Source organism: Dietzia sp. CQ4, from assembly GCF_014145125.1.
GTDB classification, from domain to species: domain Bacteria; phylum Actinomycetota; class Actinomycetes; order Mycobacteriales; family Mycobacteriaceae; genus Dietzia; species Dietzia natronolimnaea.
The window spans coordinates 1-16649 of the sequence record NZ_JAALDZ010000069.1 but is presented as its reverse complement, the minus strand read 5'-3'; the positions used below and the strand labels follow the sequence as shown (position 1 = coordinate 16649).

At 71.1% G+C, this 16649-nt stretch carries 17 protein-coding genes; 6 read left to right on the top strand and 11 right to left on the bottom strand.

All coding sequences use genetic code 11. The features are described from left to right. Positions 1–32 precede the first annotated feature (32 nt). Positions 33–1589, bottom strand: coding sequence for an LssY C-terminal domain-containing protein (locus tag G6031_RS04765; protein ID WP_182652611.1), 1557 nt, complete (start codon positions 1587–1589; stop codon positions 33–35). 60 nt (positions 1590–1649) lie between these two features. Here G6031_RS04765 and G6031_RS04760 point away from each other — a divergent pair, with 60 nt between their 5' ends. Beyond that, positions 1650–2786, top strand: coding sequence for a hypothetical protein (locus tag G6031_RS04760; RefSeq protein ID WP_182652610.1), 1137 nt, complete (start codon positions 1650–1652; stop codon positions 2784–2786). Positions 2787–2795: 9 nt separating this feature from the next. Here G6031_RS04760 and G6031_RS04755 read toward each other — a convergent pair whose 3' ends face one another. Genes G6031_RS04755 through G6031_RS04745 form a run of 3 tightly spaced genes read right to left on the bottom strand, consistent with a single transcriptional unit; the run spans position 2796 to position 7083 of the window. Next, entirely contained in the window at positions 2796–3464 is a 669-nt protein-coding gene (locus G6031_RS04755; RefSeq protein ID WP_182652609.1) for a DUF1275 family protein, read from the bottom strand. A gap of 53 nt (positions 3465–3517) precedes the next feature. Then, on the bottom strand, positions 3518–5818 hold the full coding sequence (purL, locus tag G6031_RS04750) for a phosphoribosylformylglycinamidine synthase subunit PurL (RefSeq protein WP_182652608.1): 2301 nt from the start codon (positions 5816–5818) through the stop codon (positions 3518–3520). A 53-nt stretch (positions 5819–5871) separates the two neighbouring features. Continuing rightward, positions 5872–7083, bottom strand: a complete 1212-nt coding sequence (locus G6031_RS04745; RefSeq protein ID WP_182652607.1) for a saccharopine dehydrogenase NADP-binding domain-containing protein — start codon at positions 7081–7083, stop codon at positions 5872–5874. Positions 7084–7341: 258 nt separating this feature from the next. On the opposite strand from G6031_RS04745, the gene G6031_RS04740 reads away from it, so the two are divergent. Then, positions 7342–7533, top strand: coding sequence for a hypothetical protein (locus G6031_RS04740; protein ID WP_179524606.1), 192 nt, complete (start codon positions 7342–7344; stop codon positions 7531–7533). 340 nt (positions 7534–7873) lie between these two features. Then, entirely contained in the window at positions 7874–8062 is a 189-nt protein-coding gene (locus G6031_RS04735; protein WP_179524605.1) for a hypothetical protein, read from the top strand. A gap of 73 nt (positions 8063–8135) precedes the next feature. Here G6031_RS04735 and purQ read toward each other — a convergent pair whose 3' ends face one another. The 4 genes from purQ to G6031_RS04715 form a co-directional block, all read right to left on the bottom strand. Then, positions 8136–8813: a phosphoribosylformylglycinamidine synthase subunit PurQ gene (purQ, locus tag G6031_RS04730; protein WP_182652606.1), complete on the bottom strand. Its 678-nt coding sequence runs from the start codon at positions 8811–8813 to the stop codon at positions 8136–8138. Continuing rightward, complete coding sequence (gene purS / locus G6031_RS04725; RefSeq protein WP_179524603.1) at positions 8810–9064, bottom strand: phosphoribosylformylglycinamidine synthase subunit PurS; 255 nt, start codon at positions 9062–9064, stop codon at positions 8810–8812. Before purS ends, purQ begins: the two co-directional genes overlap by 4 nt. A gap of 176 nt (positions 9065–9240) precedes the next feature. After that, on the bottom strand, positions 9241–9960 hold the full coding sequence (locus G6031_RS04720) for a DUF2334 domain-containing protein (protein WP_179524602.1): 720 nt from the start codon (positions 9958–9960) through the stop codon (positions 9241–9243). Positions 9961–10085: 125 nt separating this feature from the next. Beyond that, positions 10086–10577 carry a glutathione peroxidase gene (locus tag G6031_RS04715; RefSeq protein ID WP_179524601.1) on the bottom strand — a complete coding sequence of 164 codons (492 nt, stop codon included), beginning with the start codon at positions 10575–10577 and terminating at the stop codon, positions 10086–10088. Between the two features lie 63 nt (positions 10578–10640). On the opposite strand from G6031_RS04715, the gene G6031_RS04710 reads away from it, so the two are divergent. Together G6031_RS04710 and G6031_RS04705 are read left to right on the top strand one after the other, a co-directional pair. After that, on the top strand, positions 10641–10919 hold the full coding sequence (locus G6031_RS04710) for a helix-turn-helix transcriptional regulator (RefSeq protein WP_031264401.1): 279 nt from the start codon (positions 10641–10643) through the stop codon (positions 10917–10919). Then, the gene (locus G6031_RS04705) at positions 10916–11443 is read left to right on the top strand and encodes a hypothetical protein (protein ID WP_182645023.1); all 528 of its coding nucleotides are present in this window, start codon (positions 10916–10918) and stop codon (positions 11441–11443) included. Before G6031_RS04710 ends, G6031_RS04705 begins: the two co-directional genes overlap by 4 nt. 29 nt (positions 11444–11472) lie before the next feature. On the opposite strand, the gene G6031_RS04700 is transcribed toward G6031_RS04705, so the two are convergent. From G6031_RS04700 to G6031_RS04690, 3 genes are all read right to left on the bottom strand, one after another. Further along, entirely contained in the window at positions 11473–13710 is a 2238-nt protein-coding gene (locus G6031_RS04700; protein WP_182652605.1) for a S9 family peptidase, read from the bottom strand. Next, on the bottom strand, positions 13707–14600 hold the full coding sequence (locus G6031_RS04695) for a phosphoribosylaminoimidazolesuccinocarboxamide synthase (protein ID WP_179524597.1): 894 nt from the start codon (positions 14598–14600) through the stop codon (positions 13707–13709). The genes G6031_RS04700 and G6031_RS04695 overlap by 4 nt, the downstream gene beginning before the upstream one ends. A gap of 72 nt (positions 14601–14672) precedes the next feature. Next, a complete protein-coding gene (locus G6031_RS04690) occupies positions 14673–15536 on the bottom strand; it encodes an alpha/beta hydrolase (protein WP_182652604.1) in 864 nt (287 codons plus the stop codon). Between the two features lie 161 nt (positions 15537–15697). Here G6031_RS04690 and G6031_RS04685 point away from each other — a divergent pair. Further along, positions 15698–16649: serine hydrolase domain-containing protein (locus tag G6031_RS04685; protein ID WP_206682141.1), on the top strand; the 952-nt coding region annotated here is incomplete at its 3' end.

Sequence of the window (16649 nt, the reverse complement as noted above, 5' to 3'; positions counted from 1 at the left end):
GGCGCGGACCGCCGCACCGTCGGGGACGCGCCTCATGTCCGGTCACCCGCGGCCGGGGGAACCGGATCGGGCTCCGGCTCCGATCCCGCGGGCGGGAGCCCCCGACGCCGGGAACGCCGCGTCCGCCGCCGTTCCTGGGCGGTCCTGCGGCTCCACGTCCGCGTGGCCTGGCTGGTGAGCAACAGCAGGATCAGCACGTTCACCGCCAGGGCGAGGTAGCCGCCGAGGACGGTACCCAGTTCGGCATCCGTGGTGACGCGGCCGGACTCGGTCGAGATGATGCTCACCACCGTCAGTGTCAGCAACCACACGCGTGGTCTGGCGTACCCCAGGTAGGTCAGCAGCGCCAGGACGCCCATCGCGCCGTAGACGCCGCCGATGAACACCGCGAGCACGATGATCGCGGGCACCACCTCGGACCGGTCCAGGCCCGCGAACTCCTCCATGCCCTGGTCCCCCAGGATGTCCCGCAGCGCCAGGATCAGCAGGACGAGGACCGACGCCGCGACCAGTCCGCAGCCGGCGGTGAGCGCGGCCGGACGGGGGAGATGCCCGGGATCGGGGGCGACGTCGTCGGCCGGCCGGTCGGCGTCCCCCGACGCCAGCCCGCCCTCCGCCTGGGGGTCGTCGTACCCGCGGGCGGCCCGCACCACCCCGGCCGGGAGCCCGGCCGCCGACGCCTCGGGGACCGGTACGGACCTCAGGTCCACCACCGGTAGGTCACCGTCGGTGCGGATCGCGTCACCCCCGCCGTTGCGGGAGTGGTAGCCGGCGGAGAAGTTCTCGAGCACCCGGACACCCGCGGCGGGGACGTGGTAGCGGATCGAGTCCACGATGTAGTCGCGCTCCACGTCGATGTCCGCGTCGATCTTGTGCGTCACCTGGAGGGTGAACAGCGACAACCCCACGGCCCGGTCGTAGGTGCCGGCCCCGAGCCACTGCACGCGGTGGCCGCCGGGCAGCAGCCACCCGTCTGGGCACCGCCAGAACCGGACGTGGTGCCGTTGCGCGGCGTTGCCCTCGACCTCCTGCTGGTAGGCCAGACACTGCCTGCGTCCGAAGAGCCGCAGGGGGCTCACCGGCGCGGAGGGATAGGACCGTCGGAGCACCGAGGACATGATGATGCCCCAGGAGGACCGGACCGTGATGTCGTCGGCCAGCACCCACCCGCAGGCCGTCATGGTCTCGTGGATCTGACGGGCGGTGCCGTCGACGGCCAGGTTGACCGGGTCCCCCAGCAACCCGTCCGACGTCCGGGTCCGCGCGATGAAGTATCCCGGCACGTACACCGAGGTGATCAGCGTCTGCAGCCGGGGCAGGACCAGATAGGCGACCAGTGCCCAGAACGGGATCAGGAGGAACAGATGCCACCAGGTGTGGCGCCACACGTCGTCCAACAGCCGCCAGCCGAGCCATCCGGCCGCGAGGGTGGCCAGGGTGAAGAACACGGTGTCGACGACCTGGCCGGGCAGCGCCGGCCGCACGTCGTCGTCCCGCACCTTGGACGGCAGGCGGGCGTAAACCGGGGGCGCGGTCGGCGCGGACCGCTCCGCGCCGGGCGTCTGCACCGCTCGCTCACTGGTGGACATGGCTAGACGATAGTCGGCGGTACCGGCCGTGCGGACCGCGATGACTGCCAGAATGTCCTCGTGCCCACGCCCGATCCGACCCCGGCCAGCAGCCGGGGTGTCCACGAGGAGTACCTGCGGTCGCTGGGACTGCCGCTGATGATCGTCCCGTCCACGCGGTCTCGCGAGATACTCATCCGCTCCGCCGGAGTCAGCGCCGGTCTCGCGGTGGCCACGTCGGGTCTCTCCGCGTTGGACCGCTCGAACGATTACGCGGTGGCCCTGCTCGAGCGGGTCGGTGAGGATTCACCGGAGCTGGACGACATCGGGATCACAGATCCGATCATCCTGCTGCTCCTGCTGGCGCTCGGCTTGTTCGCCGCCGCGCCCTTGCTCGGGTGGCTGGTGGCCCGCGTGGTGCGACGCCTGGACCGGGTGTCCGGCTCGGTCGTCGGTCTCGTCTCGGCGGTCGCCCTCGTCGTGGCGGCACCTCTCACCTTCGAGGCCCACGACGGCCCCGGCCCGGCCACCACCTCGCTCCTCCTGGCGGGGGTGCTGGTGGGTACCTACATCGGTGTGGGTTCGCTGGTGCGCTGGGCCGCGCGGCGGGTCCGGCGCGAGCTCGGCACCATGGGCCACATGGTGGCCCGGGTCCTGCCGGTCCTCATGTTGGCCGTGCTCTTCCTGTTCTTCAGCGCGGAGATCTGGCAGGTGATGGTGGCGCTGTCCTGGCCGCGGACCTTCGCCGTGGTGGGCGTCATGGGTCTGCTCACCGTCCTGCTGGTGGCCATCACCACCCGGGACGACCTCCACGACGAGCTTGAGGCGCGGGCGCCGGGCCGGGAGCTGCGCATGTCCGAGCGGATCAACATCCTGCTGGTCCCGGTGCTGGCCACCCTCATCCAGGCCGCGTTGTTCGCCTGCCTGGTCTTCCTGTTCTTCGTGTTCCTGGGCTGGGTAGCCATACCGGAGGCCACCGAGACCCGGTGGACGCTGCGGCCGACGGAGGACCTGGGTGGCCTGTTGGCCGGCGTGCCCGTCAGTGTGACCCTCGTGCGCGTCGCGCTGACCCTCGCGGCGTTCTCCGCCCTCAACCTGGCCGCGGCGGCGGCCTCCGACTCCGCCCACCGGGCGCGGTTCGTCCGCCCCATGATCGACGAGGTGGTCCACGGCCTCGCCGCGCGCGAGACCTACCACCGGGCACGACGACGAGGCTGACCCCGACCCTCAGGTCCCGCGGTTCTCTCGACCACGCACCCAGACCGTCACGAGCAGAGCGCCGGTCACGACCGCCGCCGCGACGCCCAGCGCGGCCACACCGAGGCGCACCTGGAGCACCGCGCCCGCCACCCCACCGAGCGCGAGCGCAGCCCACAGGGAGACCTGCTGACGATAGGGCGCCCACGACCCCCCGGCCAGCGCGTCCACCAGCCGGTGGGCGGACTTGACCACCGCACCGGTCATGTAGGTGACCCCGAGCGAGACCTCTCCCCGCGAGTGGAACACCGAGTTCATGGCACCCATCGACGCCGCGACCACCGTCATCGACAGCGGCGCCCCGACGACCGTGGCGGTCGTGAGCCGGTGCACCGCGAGCGCCACCAGCAGCAGGGTGGCGACCAGGGCCAGGACGGCCGGGCGGTCGTCCCGGGGACGGAGGCGGGTGACCACCGCACCGGCGACCGCGCCGAGGAAGAACGAGACCAGGACGACGGCCGCGATCCCCGCGCCGCCGAGGTCACCCTGCACCAGGTCGACGGCCATTCGCGTGGAGTTTCCGCTCATGAACGACACGAAGTAGCCACCCACCACGAGGAAGCCGACCGCGTCGACGAACCCCGCCGTGCCGGCCAGGACGACGGCGAGCAGTCGCTCTCGTCTGCGGAGATCACGCATCGGGTCGCGCCCGACCGGTCCGATCCCTGCCGGCCCGTCTCAGGATGACCGTCTCAGACCGGGTCGACGCCGAACAGTGCCGGCAGCGTGCCCTCGTGGGCGGCGCGCAGCTCCGCGGTGGTCAGGGTGAACTGCCCCTGGACCTCGAAGGTCCCCGAATCCGGGTCGGTGACGGCGATCCGGGTGTGCGGGATGTCCTGCGCGGTGAGCATCTGCTGGAAGCGGATCTCCTCGCCCCGGGGGACCGACACGATCACGCGGCCGGCCGACTCGGAGAAGAGCCACACGAACGGGTCCGCGTCGGCGGGCAGCACCACCCGGAGGCCGCACTCCCCGGCCAGGGCCGACTCCACGAGCGCCTGCGCGAGCCCGCCCTCCGACAGGTCGTGTGCGCCGGTGATCAGGCCGTCCTTGGAGCACGTGGCCAGGATCCGGGCGAGTGTGGCCTCCCACCGCAGGTCGACCGTCGGGGGCATGCCTCCGAGGTGCTCGTGGGCGACCTGGGCCCAGATGGACCCGTCGAGCTCGTCGCGGGTCTCGCCGAGCAGGTAGACGTTCTCGCCGGGGGTGTCACCGAACGCGGTGGGCGTGCGGCGGGCGACGTCGTCGATCACGCCGAGCACGCCCACGACGGGCGTCGGCAGGATCGGGGTGGACCCGGTCTGGTTGTAGAAGGAGACGTTGCCGCCGGTGACGGGGATGCCGAGCTCGGCACAACCGTCCGCCAGTCCGTGGACGGCCTCGCGGAACTGCCACATCACGCCCGGGTCCTCGGGCGAGCCGAAGTTGAGGCAATTGGTCACGGCGACCGGGGTGGCGCCGGTGACGGCGACATTGCGGTACGCCTCCGCCAGGGCCAGCCGGGCACCGGTGTACGGGTCGAGCTTGGTGTAGCGCCCCGACGCGTCGGTCGACAGCGCGATGCCGCGGCCGGACTCCTCGTCGATGCGCAGGACACCGCCGTCGGCGTTCTCCGCGAGGATCGTGTTGCCGCGGACGTAGCGGTCGTACTGCTCGGTGATGAACTTGCGCGAGCACAGGGCCGGGCTGGAGATCATGTCCACCAGGGTCCGGCGCAACTCGTCGCCGGTGGCCGGGCGGGCCAGGGTCGCGGTGGTGTCCGCCTGCAGGGCGTCCTGGTCGGAGGGCCGCTCGAGGGGGCGCTCGTAGACCGGCCCCTCGTCGGCCAGCGACTCGGGCGGGGCGTCCACCACGGTCTCACCGCGGAACTCGATGGTGAGCCGGTCGCCGTCGGTGACCTCGCCGATGTCGGCGGCCAACACGTCCCAGCGGCGGCACACCTCCATGAAGGCCTCGACGTTCTCCGGCGTCACCACGGCGCACATGCGCTCCTGCGACTCACTGGAGAGGATCTCGGCGGCGGACATGCCCTCCGCGCGCAGCGGGACGTTGTCGAGCACGATGTGCATGCCGCCGTCGCCGGCCGCGGCCAGCTCGGAGGTGGCGCACGCCAGGCCGGCACCGCCGAGGTCCTGGATGCCCACGACCAGCTCGTCGCGGTACAGCTCGAGGCAGCACTCGATGAGGACCTTCTCCATGAACGGGTCGCCCACCTGGACGCTGGGGAGCTTGCGCGGCTTGACCGGCGCTCCGTCCTCGTCCACATCGAAGGTCTCGGACGCCAGCACCGACACGCCACCGATCCCGTCGAGACCGGTGCGCGCACCGAACAGGATGATCCGGTTGCCGGTGCCGGAGGCGAACGCCAGGTGCAGGTCCTCCACGCGCATGACGCCCGCACCGAGGGCGTTGACCAGCGGATTGGCGGCGTACGACTCGTCGAACACCGTCTCACCACCGATGTTGGGCAGGCCCAGGCAGTTGCCGTACCCGCCGACCCCGGCCACGACGCCGGGGAGCACGCGGTGCGTGTCGTCGGCGTCGGCGGGGCCGAAGCGGAGCTGGTCCATCACGGCCACCGGCCGCGCACCCATCGCCATGATGTCGCGGATGATCCCGCCGACACCGGTCGCGGCGCCCTGGTAGGGCTCGATGTACGAGGGGTGGTTGTGGGACTCCACCTTGAACGTCACGGCCCAGCCGCCGCCGATGTCCACGACGCCGGCGTTCTCACCGATGCCGGCGAGCATGGACGAGCGCATCTCGTCCGTGGTCGTCTCGCCGAAGTAGCGCAGGTGCACCTTGGACGACTTGTAGGAGCAGTGCTCCGACCACATGACGGAGTACATCGCCAGCTCGGCGTCCGTCGGGCGGCGGCCCAGGATCTCCCGGATGCGGGCGTACTCGTCCTCCTTGAGTCCGAGTTCCGCCCACGGCTGGGCCAGCTCGGGGGTGTCGGAGGCGTGCGAGATGGAGTCCACGTGAGTCGTCACGGGGGCGAGTCTAGTCGGCCCGCGGTGGCCCGCGAATCCGCTACCAACCGGGGCTAGGTGGACAGCACCTCGAAGGTCAGGCCGCCGCGCTGGACACGCTCGAGAAGCGCATCCCCCATCGCCTGGGCGGTGGTGAGTTGTCCCGAGAGCGCGGGAAGGTCGTCGAAGGCCAGGCACAGGCCGGACTCCGCGATCATCATGGCCGTCTCGGTGTACCCGGGGTCGCCGCCGGACACCCGGGTGACCACCCGGCGCCCGCCCGCCAACGCCACGAATGTCACATCGAACGACGAGCGCGCACGGCGGGACTCACTGGGCCCGGCGCCGCGATCGATCCGCTTGAGCAATTGCGACCTGATGGGGCCGATCTGGGCGCCCACGGTCAGCGCACCGACTCCGACCATGCCCGCCGTCGCGGTCAACGGCGACTTGACCGAGGCGTAGTGCGCGTACGTGAAATCCGGGCCGTAGCTCTCCAACGCGGCCGCGGACCGCAACACGATCTGCGGGTCGATCGTGGGCAGCGGCACCAGCCACCGGCCGAGGACGCTGTCGTGGTGCGGTTTGCCCGTGATCGACTTGATCCAACGCCCCTCGACCCTGCCCTCCTTCTTGCGCCGCGCCTTCGCCGTGCGACCGGCCTCACGGAGTCGGGCGAACTGGCCGATGGCCGAGTGGAAGGTGCCCCCGGAGAACTGGGCGTCGGCGTGGACCGCACCGTAGACCGCCACCGGCACACCCTCTGGGACCTGCTTCATCGTGTAGAACACCCCCATGTCGTGGGGGATGGAGTCGAACCCGCACGCGTGGATGATCCGCGCGCCGGAGGCCACGGCCTTGTCGTGGTATTCGAGGTACATCCGGTCGGCGAACTCGGGCTCGCCAGTCAGGTCCACGTAGTCGGTCCCGGCCTCGGCGCACGCGGCGACGAGCGGCTCGCCGTACTCGAGGTACGGCCCGACGGTGGTGATGACGACTCGGGCCGCGCGGGCCATGTCCGCCAGCGACTCCGGGCCCTCGGTATCCGCCACCACGACCCCGGGCGCCGGAACGTCCGGCATCTCGGCGCTGAGCCGCGCCACGAGCGCATCGAGCTTGACCCGCGACCGACCCGCCACGGCCCACGCACCCCCCTCGGGGAGGTTCCGCAGCAAATAGTCGGCAACCAGACCGCCGGTGAACCCGGTCGCACCGTAGAGGACGATGTCGAACGGCCTGGTGGACCTGTCGGACGCGGACACGGGCTGGGTGCTGGATTCGCTCACCCCACATTTCTACCGCATCCCGCGGGATCGGTGACCGCGACCGGTCCGGCCGTGCCGCCTCCCCCGCCCTGCCATCCCGCCGTCCGGCCGTCCCGCCGTCCGGCCCCGGTCACGATCCGGCCTCGGGGGTTCTCACCTTCTGGAGAAGGTGAGATGATCCTCACATGCCCGGTCCCGGGCTGAGCGTTGACCACACGGGCCGTCGCTCTTGTCGCGCCACCCGCCCGGGCGGGGGACGCGGAGATGAAGGAGTCCCTCATGGATCTGACCGGTTCACTACTGGAAGCCGGAAACTCGGTGTTCGAAGTCGTCTACGGCAGTTTCGAAGGCACCGGCTCGTCGTTCATCGACACCCTTGCCACCGCCCCGGCGTTCGCCTACAACATCGTCCTGATGTTCATCGGCGGCCTGGGAGGCGACCTAGGCAGCACCGGCAGCGGCGGGATCTGACCTCCGGTCGGCGGCGGGACGCGGGCCCGCCCGCGGTGAGAAGACACTCATCCACGGGGCGAAGCCCGGGCATGGGACCAGACGGGTGTGCATAGCGGAGTGGTCCGACCCTGACATCTCGGGGCCGGACCACTCCGGCAGTGTGATGACCGCCAGTGTGATGACCGCGCGCAGCGACTCGGTGATGCCCACGGTGTGGCGGGAGTGATCCCTGCCACTGGCGTGACCAATGTTGCACATGTTCCTCTCAGAAGGTGCAGAATCATTTGGCACGCGCGACCATCCGGGTCGCCGGCACTCGCCCCGGGCCCGCTCGGGGCGGCTACCCCAAGGAGTCCCCATGAACCTCACCGGTTCGATCGCCGAAGCCACCGCCCCCCTCAGCGCCGAGTTCGGCAGCCTGATGAACGAGCCGACCGGGTCGTCCGCCATCGACACCCTGCTGCAGACCGCGTTCATCCTGCCGGCGTTCCTCCTGAACCTCGCCGCCGGAATCGGAGCAGACCTGGGCAGCAGCATGGGCGCCTGAGTCACCCCACATAGTTGAAGGGCCCGCAGGGAGAGATCCCGGCGGGCCCTTCGCTATGGGCGTGGCGCCCGAGTCAGGCGGAGACCACCGCGTCGAGGGCGGACAGGAAAAGCCCCAGCCCGTCGTCGGACGGACCCGTCAGCGGGTCGATCGCGTGCTCGGGATGGGGCATGAGGCCCACCACCCGTCCGTTCTCGGAACTGATCCCGGCGATACCGTTGGTCGAGCCGTTGGGGGCGTCGCCCGCGAAGCGGAACACCACGCGCCCCTCGCCCTCGAGCTGCTCGATCGTCTCGGCGGTGGCCATGTACCGGCCCTCTCCGGACTTGAGGGGGATGAGGATCTCCGCTCCCTCCTCGAACCGGCTGGTCCACGCGGTGCCGGTGTTCTCCACCCGCAGCCATTCGTCGCGGCACACGAAGTGCATGTCGCGGTTGCGCCCGAGAGCGCCGGGCAACAGGCCGGCCTCGCACAGGATCTGGAAACCGTTGCAGATGCCCAGGACCGGCATGCCGCCGCGGGCAGCCGTGATGACCTCGCCCATGACGGGGGCCATCGAGGCGATGGCACCGCAGCGCAGGTAGTCGCCGTAGGAGAAGCCGCCGGGCACCACCACGGCGTCGACGCCCTTGAGATCCGCGTCGTCGTGCCACAACGACACGGCCTCCGCGCCGGACCTGGTGACAGCCCGCGAGGCATCGATGTCGTCGAGCGTGCCGGGGAAGGTGATGACGCCGATCCGAGCGGTCACGAGGCCACCTCGGCGGTGTCCACGCGCACGACCTTCCAGTCCTCGATCACGGTGTTGGCCAGGAGCGACGAGGCGATCTCCTCCAACTCTGCGTCCGATACGTCGTCGGCGACCTCGAGCTCGAACCGCTTTCCCTGACGGACGTCGGTGACTCCCGGGTGGCCGAGTCGGCCCAGGGCCCGGTGGATGGCCTGGCCCTGCGGATCGAGGATCTCGGCCTTGGGCATGACTTCGACGACGACTCGGGCCACGGTGGAACTCCTCGATCGGTGGAAACGCGGGGCGGACCCGGACCTGCCGGGGCTCGACTGCCGATCCTACCCGGACTCGGCGGGGCCACCGAACGGCTCGGGCCGGAGGCCTGCGCCCCCGCTCAGGCCGCGGAGGACCGCACCCTCGCTCAGGCCGCGGAGGACCGCACCCTCGCTCAGGCCGCGGAGGCCAATGCGACCGCCGGCCACTCGTAGCGGCCGGCGACGGCACGGTGCTCCCCGGTCACCCGGTCCACCGCATCCAGCAGCGCCGATCGCGGCGCCCGGCGCGAGAGCTGCGTGGCGGAGACGTTGACCCGCACCAGCCCTCCGGCCGCCGCCGTTCGACAGGCCGCGGTGACGAGGGCTCGGCACCACCAGGCATCGGCGATGAACCCCTCCCCGATCGACAGTGCCCGGCCACGCTCCGTGGTCCCCCGGACCACGTCATGGATACCGGTGAGGGAGGCGCACACCCGGAAGCCCGCCCCGGGCAACGCCTCGAGACACCCCGGCGAGGCGTTCCATCGCGGTGGGGCGAACAGCCGCGTCCGGAGGCCCATGTCGGCCATGATCCGGTCCGCGGCGGCCAGGCGGACCGCGGCCTCCGCGGGCCCGATGGAGGCGAACTCGGGCCGGCGCGGGCGGGTCGCGGCCTCGTCGTACCCGCCCAACACGATCGAGTCACCCTGCTCGCGGCGGTGCCGTAGCCACCCCTGCGTGGCCCGGTCCTCCGTCATCCGGTAGTCGCGCCCTCGCCTCGGCGCGACGAGCAGTGAGACGGGCACCGACCGCCGCTCGAGTTCGCCGACCAGATCGACGGCGCCCTCGAGCGTCGACTCCCGAAGGCCCGAGACGGAGACGATGAGGCGGGCGGTGGCCGGGCGCGGTGTCATGCGGCCCATCCTCGCAGTCGGGGATGACAGGGTGACGACGACGAGGTGTACGTCCGGTGTCCCGACCGGAGGTGACGTCCCGGGCGGACGTGCCGTTCCGGGCGGACGATCCATTCCAGGACGGGTCAGACGGGGAGGACGTCCTCGATCGCCCCGGTGAGCTCGGGGGCACCGGGCTCCACCTTGGGACGGAAGCGGCCCACGACCTCACCCGCCGGGGACAGCAGGAACTTCTCGAAGTTCCACTGCACGTCACCGGCCTCACCGTCGGCGTCGGCGACCGCGGTCAACTCCGCGTACAGCGGGTGCCGGTCAGGTCCGTTGACGTCGACCTTGGCGGCCAGGGGGAAGGTGATGCCGTACTTCTCGGTGGTGAACTCCTTGATCGCGTCCTCGTCGCCGGGTTCCTGCCCCATGAACTGGTTGCACGGGAACCCCAGGACGAAGAACCCGCGGTCGCGGTAGTCGTCGGCCAGCTCCTGCAGACCCTCGTACTGCGGGGTGAGCCCGCACTCGCTCGCCACGTTGACCACCAGGACGGCGTGCCCCGCGTAGTCACCGAGTCGGGCCTGTTCGCCGTCGATGGTCGTGAAGGTGATGTCGTGAAGGCTGCTCATGTGAGCCAGCTTACGCGGTTGTCACCCTTGACATATCGTTGGGTTTTTACAACACTGCATTTCATGAGCCCAGTGCGACGGGGAGAAAAGCTCCCCATCTACAACCGGATCGCCGTCCTGCGGGCCGAGCACCGACTCAGCCGGGCCTCGCTCGCGGAACGGATCGAGGTCAACCCCCAGACCGTGGGGGCGCTCGAGCGGGGCGACCACTACCCCAGCCTGGATCTGGCCTTCCGCATCTGCGCGGTGTTCGACCTGCCGGTCGAGGCCGTCTTCTCCCGGGAGGAGTTCCAGCCGATGTCCACCGAGATCTACCGCCGCACACGAGAGGACACACCATGAACACCGCCACCGACCAGACCCTGACCTCCGCCGAGCGTCGCTACGAGAAGACCGTCGACCGGATCTCCGGCAGCCTGCTCTCATGGCGCACCCCGGAACGCCGCCGACTGCTGGTCCGGTTGAACTGGGCATGCGTCGCGGTCATGGCGGCGATCGCCGTCGCCGGGTTCTTCTGGCTCCCGATCGTCATCGCCTGGCTGCCCATGACCGTGGCCATCTGCGCGGTGTGGACGATGCTGCGCACCGTCATCGACGTCAAGGACTCCGCGCCGCCGCGCTACCTCGACGAGTTCGAGACACAGACCCTCCTGCACGCCAGATCCACCGCGCTGTCGGTGCTCGTGGGAATCTGCTTCGTGATCGGACTGGTGCTGGTCTTCGGCTCCACGATGGAACTCGGGGACGGCCACCGCCTCGCCTACGCGATGGGCGGACTCGCGGTCCTGGCGGTGTTCGTCGGGGGGATCATCCCCGCCGCCGCGATGGCCGCGACCATGGACCCCGCCGACCCCGACGACCGCTGACCCCACCGCGGGGGTGTCGGGGCCGGAGCCTAGCCGGCGCCGGCGGTGCGCACCGTCCACGCGTACTCGAACGCGGTCTGGCGCCACCGCTCGTACCGGCCGGAGACGCCCCCGTGACCGGCGCTCATCTCGCAGCGCAACAGCACCGGGCGGTCCGCCGAGTCGGCCGAGGTCGACACCGCCCGGAGCCTGGCCACCCACTTGGCGGGCTCCACGTAGAGCACCCGGGTGTCGTTGAGCGAGGTGACCGCCAGGATCGCCGGATAGTCCTTGGCCTCGACGTTCTCGTACGGCGCGTAGGAGGCCATGTAGTCGTAGACCTCCTCGGAGTGCAGCGGATCGCCCCACTCGTCCCACTCGATCACCGTGAGCGGGAGCTCCGGCATGAGGATCGAGGTGAGCGGATCCACGAACGGCACCACCGCCTGGATGCCGACGAACAACTCCGGCGCGAGGTTGGCCACGGCGCCCATGAGCAGACCACCCGCGCTTCCGCCCTCCGCCACCAACCGGTCCGGGGCGGTGAGCCCGGAGTCGACCAGGTGCCGGGCACAGTCGACGAAGTCCGTGAAGGTGTTCCGCTTGGTCAGGGTCTTGCCCTGCTCGTACCAGAGGCGCCCCATCTCGCCGCCACCCCGCACGTGCGCGACCGCGTAGGCCATTCCCCGGTCGAGCAACGAGAGCCTGGCCACCGAGAACGCGGGGTCGATGCTCGTCTCGTACGAGCCGTAGCCGTACAGCAGGGTCGGGACCTTCTCTCCCGCATCGATCCGCGCCGCCGTGTCCACCGCCATCACCAGGGAGATCGGCACCAGGGTGCCGTCCCCGGCGGTGGCCCAGTCCCGGCGCTGCACATACCCGGCCGGGTCGTAGCCACCGAGCACCTCCTGCTCGCGCAACAGGGTGCGCTCCCCCGTGGCCAGCGCCAGGGAGTAGATCCGGCCCGGGGTGACGAACGAGCCGAACCCGAACCTCAGCACCGGCGCGTCCCACTCCGGGTTCGACCCCGGGCCCGAGGTGAACAGCTCCTCGTCGAACTCCACGGGGGTGAACACCGAATACGCCTCCACACCCGCGGTGGAGGCGGGATCCAGCGGCATCAGGGAGAACCGGGGCAGCGCCTGCTCCCGGTACCCGAGCACCAGCACGCGGGCGAACGCGTCGACCCCCTCCACCCGCACGTCGTCGCGGTGCGGCACGAGCGGGTCCAGTTCGCGGAAGTCACGGTCGACCGGTCCGGCGGGCGCCTCGACCACGGCGAAGTTGGGCGACCCCGCGTTGTGGGTGATGAGGAAGCGATCCAAGCCGCCGACGACCGCGTGCTCGACGTCGTACTCGACGCCCTCCTCGCGAGGTCGTACGCACCAGAACTCGCCCGCCGGGTCGGCGGAGTCCAGGCACCACACCTCGGTGGTGATCTTGGACCCCGCGGCGATCTGCAGGTACTTCTCGCTGCGCGTCTCGCCGACCCCGATCCAGTAGGACTCGTCGGGCTCGTGGAACACCTCGTCGTCGTCGTCCCGGGTCGTCCCCAGGCGGTGACGCCACACGGTGTCGGGGCGCCACGCCTCGTCGACCGTCACATAGAAGACGTACTGGCCGTCGCGGGACCAGGTCACGCCGGCCGCGATGCCCGAGATCTCCTCGTCAGGCGCCGTGTAGTCGGGATCCAGGGATCGGAAACGCAGGGTGTAGCGCTCGTCGCCCTCGGTGTCGGTGGCCCAGGCGAGGACGCGGCCGTCGTGGCTGACCGAGAACGCGCCGAGCGCGAAGTACTCGTGCCCCTCGGCCTCGGCGTTGCCGTCCAGCAACAGCTGCTCCCCGGGGAGCTCGACACCGGGCGAGACCTCAGGCGGGACCCACCCGGCCGGGTCGCCGGGATCCGCCACGAACTCGCGAGGCACGGGGACGCGGCAGTGCCGCGCGTAGGACAGACCCTCCGATGTGCGGGAGAAGTACCACCAGCCGGCGGCCCGCACGGGAACCGACATGTCGGTCTCCTTGACGCGGGAACGGATCTCCTCGTAGACCTCGTCCTCGAGCGGCTTCTGCCCGGCCGTCATCGCGTCCGTGTACGCGTTCTCCGCCTCCAGGTACTCGCGGGTCGCCGGGGCGTCCTTGTCGCGCAGCCACTCGTAGTCGTCCACGAAGACGCGGCCGTGGTGCTCACGGCGGTGGGGGCGGCGCTCGGCCCGGGGAGGCGCGGGGACCCGCTGATCGGTGGCGGTGGTGTCGGTCCCGATGCCGGTGGCGTCATAGGCGCTCATGCGGACTCACCGCCGAGCCACTCCGAGAACCGCAGGCCGGAGATCCGCTCGTACGCCTCGACGTACCGTGCCCTGGTCGCCTCGACCACCTCCGGTGGGAGCGGGGGCGGCGGTGAATCCGAGGATCGGTCCCAACCCGAGTCCGGGCCGGTGAGCCAGTCGCGCACGTACTGCTTGTCGAAGCTCGGCTGGACGCGGCCGGCCTCGTACCCGTCCGCCGGCCAGTACCGGGAGGAGTCCGGGGTGAGCACCTCGTCGGCCAGGATCAACTCGCCCTCGGACAACCCGAACTCGAACTTCGTGTCCGCCAGCAGCAGCCCGCGGTCGGCGGCCATCTCTGCCGCCCTCGCGTACACCTCCAGGGTGGCGGTCCGGAGCCGGCCGGCCAGCTCGTCGCCGACGATCCCGGAGAGCTGCTCGAACGAGATGTTCTCGTCATGGTCGCCCACCGCCGCCTTGGTGGCGGGCGTGAAGATCGGCTCCGGCAGTCGGCTGGCCTCGACGAGCCCCTCGGGGAGCTCGACACCGCACACCGACCCCGACTCGCGGTACTCGACCATCCCGGACCCGGTCAGGTACCCACGGGCGACACACTCGGCCTGCACCATGTCCAGGCGGCGCACGACCATCGCCCGGCCGAGCACCTCGGCGGGGATCCGATCGTCGTCCAGAGGCCCCGCAAGGTGGTTCGGTACATCGAGGGCGTCGAAGAAGTAGGCGCTCATGGCGGTGAGCACACGGCCCTTGTCGGGAATCGGCGTGCCGAGCACGTGGTCGTACGCCGAGATCCGGTCGGTGGCCACCAGGAGCAGCGTCTCGCCGTCGATCTCATATAACTCGCGGACCTTCCCGGCGGCGAGATGGCGGTAGGAGGAGAGCTCGGGTCGCATGGGGGCCAGCGTAGTCGGCGCCCCTGCGGCCGCCCCGCCGGACGAGCGGTATCGGCCCGGACCCAGGGGACCTCAGCCCAACCGCGCGTCCAGCCACTCCCCGAGCGCCGCGTACGCCTGGTCCGCACACAGGTCGTTGAACAGCTCGTGCAGGCCGCCGTCGAACTCCCGATAGGTGATCTCCGGCCGCGGGTCGTGGTCCGATCCCGCGACCTGGGCGAACCGGCGCGCACCCGTCGGTGAGGTGATGGAGTCCGCAGAACCGTTGATCACCAGGGTCGGCAACCGCAGGGCGCTCGAGCGCTCCAGGAACTTCTGCCCGCCCGCGAGCAGCGTCCCGGCGGCCAGCGCCGGGACCCCCTTGTGGTGCACGAGCGGGTCGGAGGTGTAGTCCGCCACGTACTCGGGAACGCGGGAGATCTCGTTCGGGTCCAGCTTCTCCACCGGGAGGAACGGCAGGAGGCGGGCGATCACCGGGGCCGCCGCCCGGAGCGGCGCGGGTGTGCTCTCGCCCACGACGATGCCGGGCGAGGACAGGATCAGTCCCGCCAGGTCCCACGGACGCCGGAGTGCGGACTCCCCGGCGATCAACCCGCCCATCGAGTGCCCCATGAGCAGACGGGGCAGGGACCCGGTCCCCACGCCCTCGGGGGTCCGGGTCCATTCCAGGACCGCGTCGCGGACGGCCAGGTTGTCCCGGATATGGGTCTCCGTGGCGACCCTGGCCCGCGGTCCGGGGGCCGTGCCGTGCCCCCGGAGGTCGTAGGTGACCACGTTCACGCCGCGGTCCACCAGGAACCCCACCGTCCGCCCATACCGGCCGGAGTGCTCACCGAAGCCGTGGACCAGCAATAGCAGGGCCCGGGGAGTCTCGGCGTGGTGCAGGGTCGCCTGCAGACCGGAGGTACCGGGGACGGGGATGACGGTCTCGCGCATGCGCCGAGACTAGCGCCCGGAGGCCGCCGGCCTCCCCCAAAGGTGCCAACCGGTTCTCCACCTCCGGCCCCAAGACCGACGGCAGCGCGCGGACGAGCATGGAACCGGTCAGAGAATTCTGTCCGGACGCGGTCCGGACACCCACAGCGCAGGAGGTCCCCGTGGTTCCCACCACCCTCGCACCGGCGCCGGAGCCCACCTCCGGTCGCCGCGGCACCCGGCTCACTCGCCGGACTAGGCGCGCGGCCGCCGCGGTGCTCGGCGCGGTCGTGTTCGCGACCCTCGGCGCGTGCGGGTCGGCGGAACCACCGCCCGACCCGCAGCACTCCCCACCGGCCCTCGCCGCCGACCTGACCCGAGCGGACGTGGACGTGTGGCTCGACCGGACGATCCCGCCGGCGCTCGAGTCCGGGCGGATCGCGGGAGCGACCGTCTCCGTCGTGCGCGGCGGCGAGATCCTCACCGCCCGCGGCTTCGGCGAGGCCGACGTCGCCACCGGGACCGTCGTCGACCCGGAGACCACCCTGTTCCGGGTGGGGTCGGTGTCGAAGATGGTGACAGCGACCGCCGTGATGCAGCTCGTCGAACGCGGCGAGGTCGACCTGGACACCGACGTCGAGCAGTACACCGGCCTCGACCTTCCCCACGACCACCCCGTGACGCTGCGGCACCTGCTCAGCCACACCCCCGGGTACGAAGAGCGCGCCGCCGGCCTCTTCGTCACGCCGGGAGCGAGCGTGGACCTGCGCCGCGCCCTGGTGGAGGACCCACCCGCCCAGGTGTACGAGCCGGGCACCACGCCCGCGTACTCCAACTACGGCAACGCACTCGCCGGGTACGTGGTGGAGGCCGTGAGCGGCGTGCCGTTCGAGGCTTACGTCGACCGGAACATCCTCGCCCCGGTCGGGATGACGTCGTCGTCCTTCGACCAACCCCTCCCGGATCACCTGGCGCCGCACGTCGCCCAGGGGTACCCGACCTCGGACGAGGCGGCGATCCCCTTCGAGGTGGTCGGGGTGCCGCCCGCGGGCGCGTTGAGCGCCACGGCCACGGACATGGCCCGGTTCATGCTCGCCCATCTCGGCCACCCCGCCGGCGCCGGCGCCGGCGGCG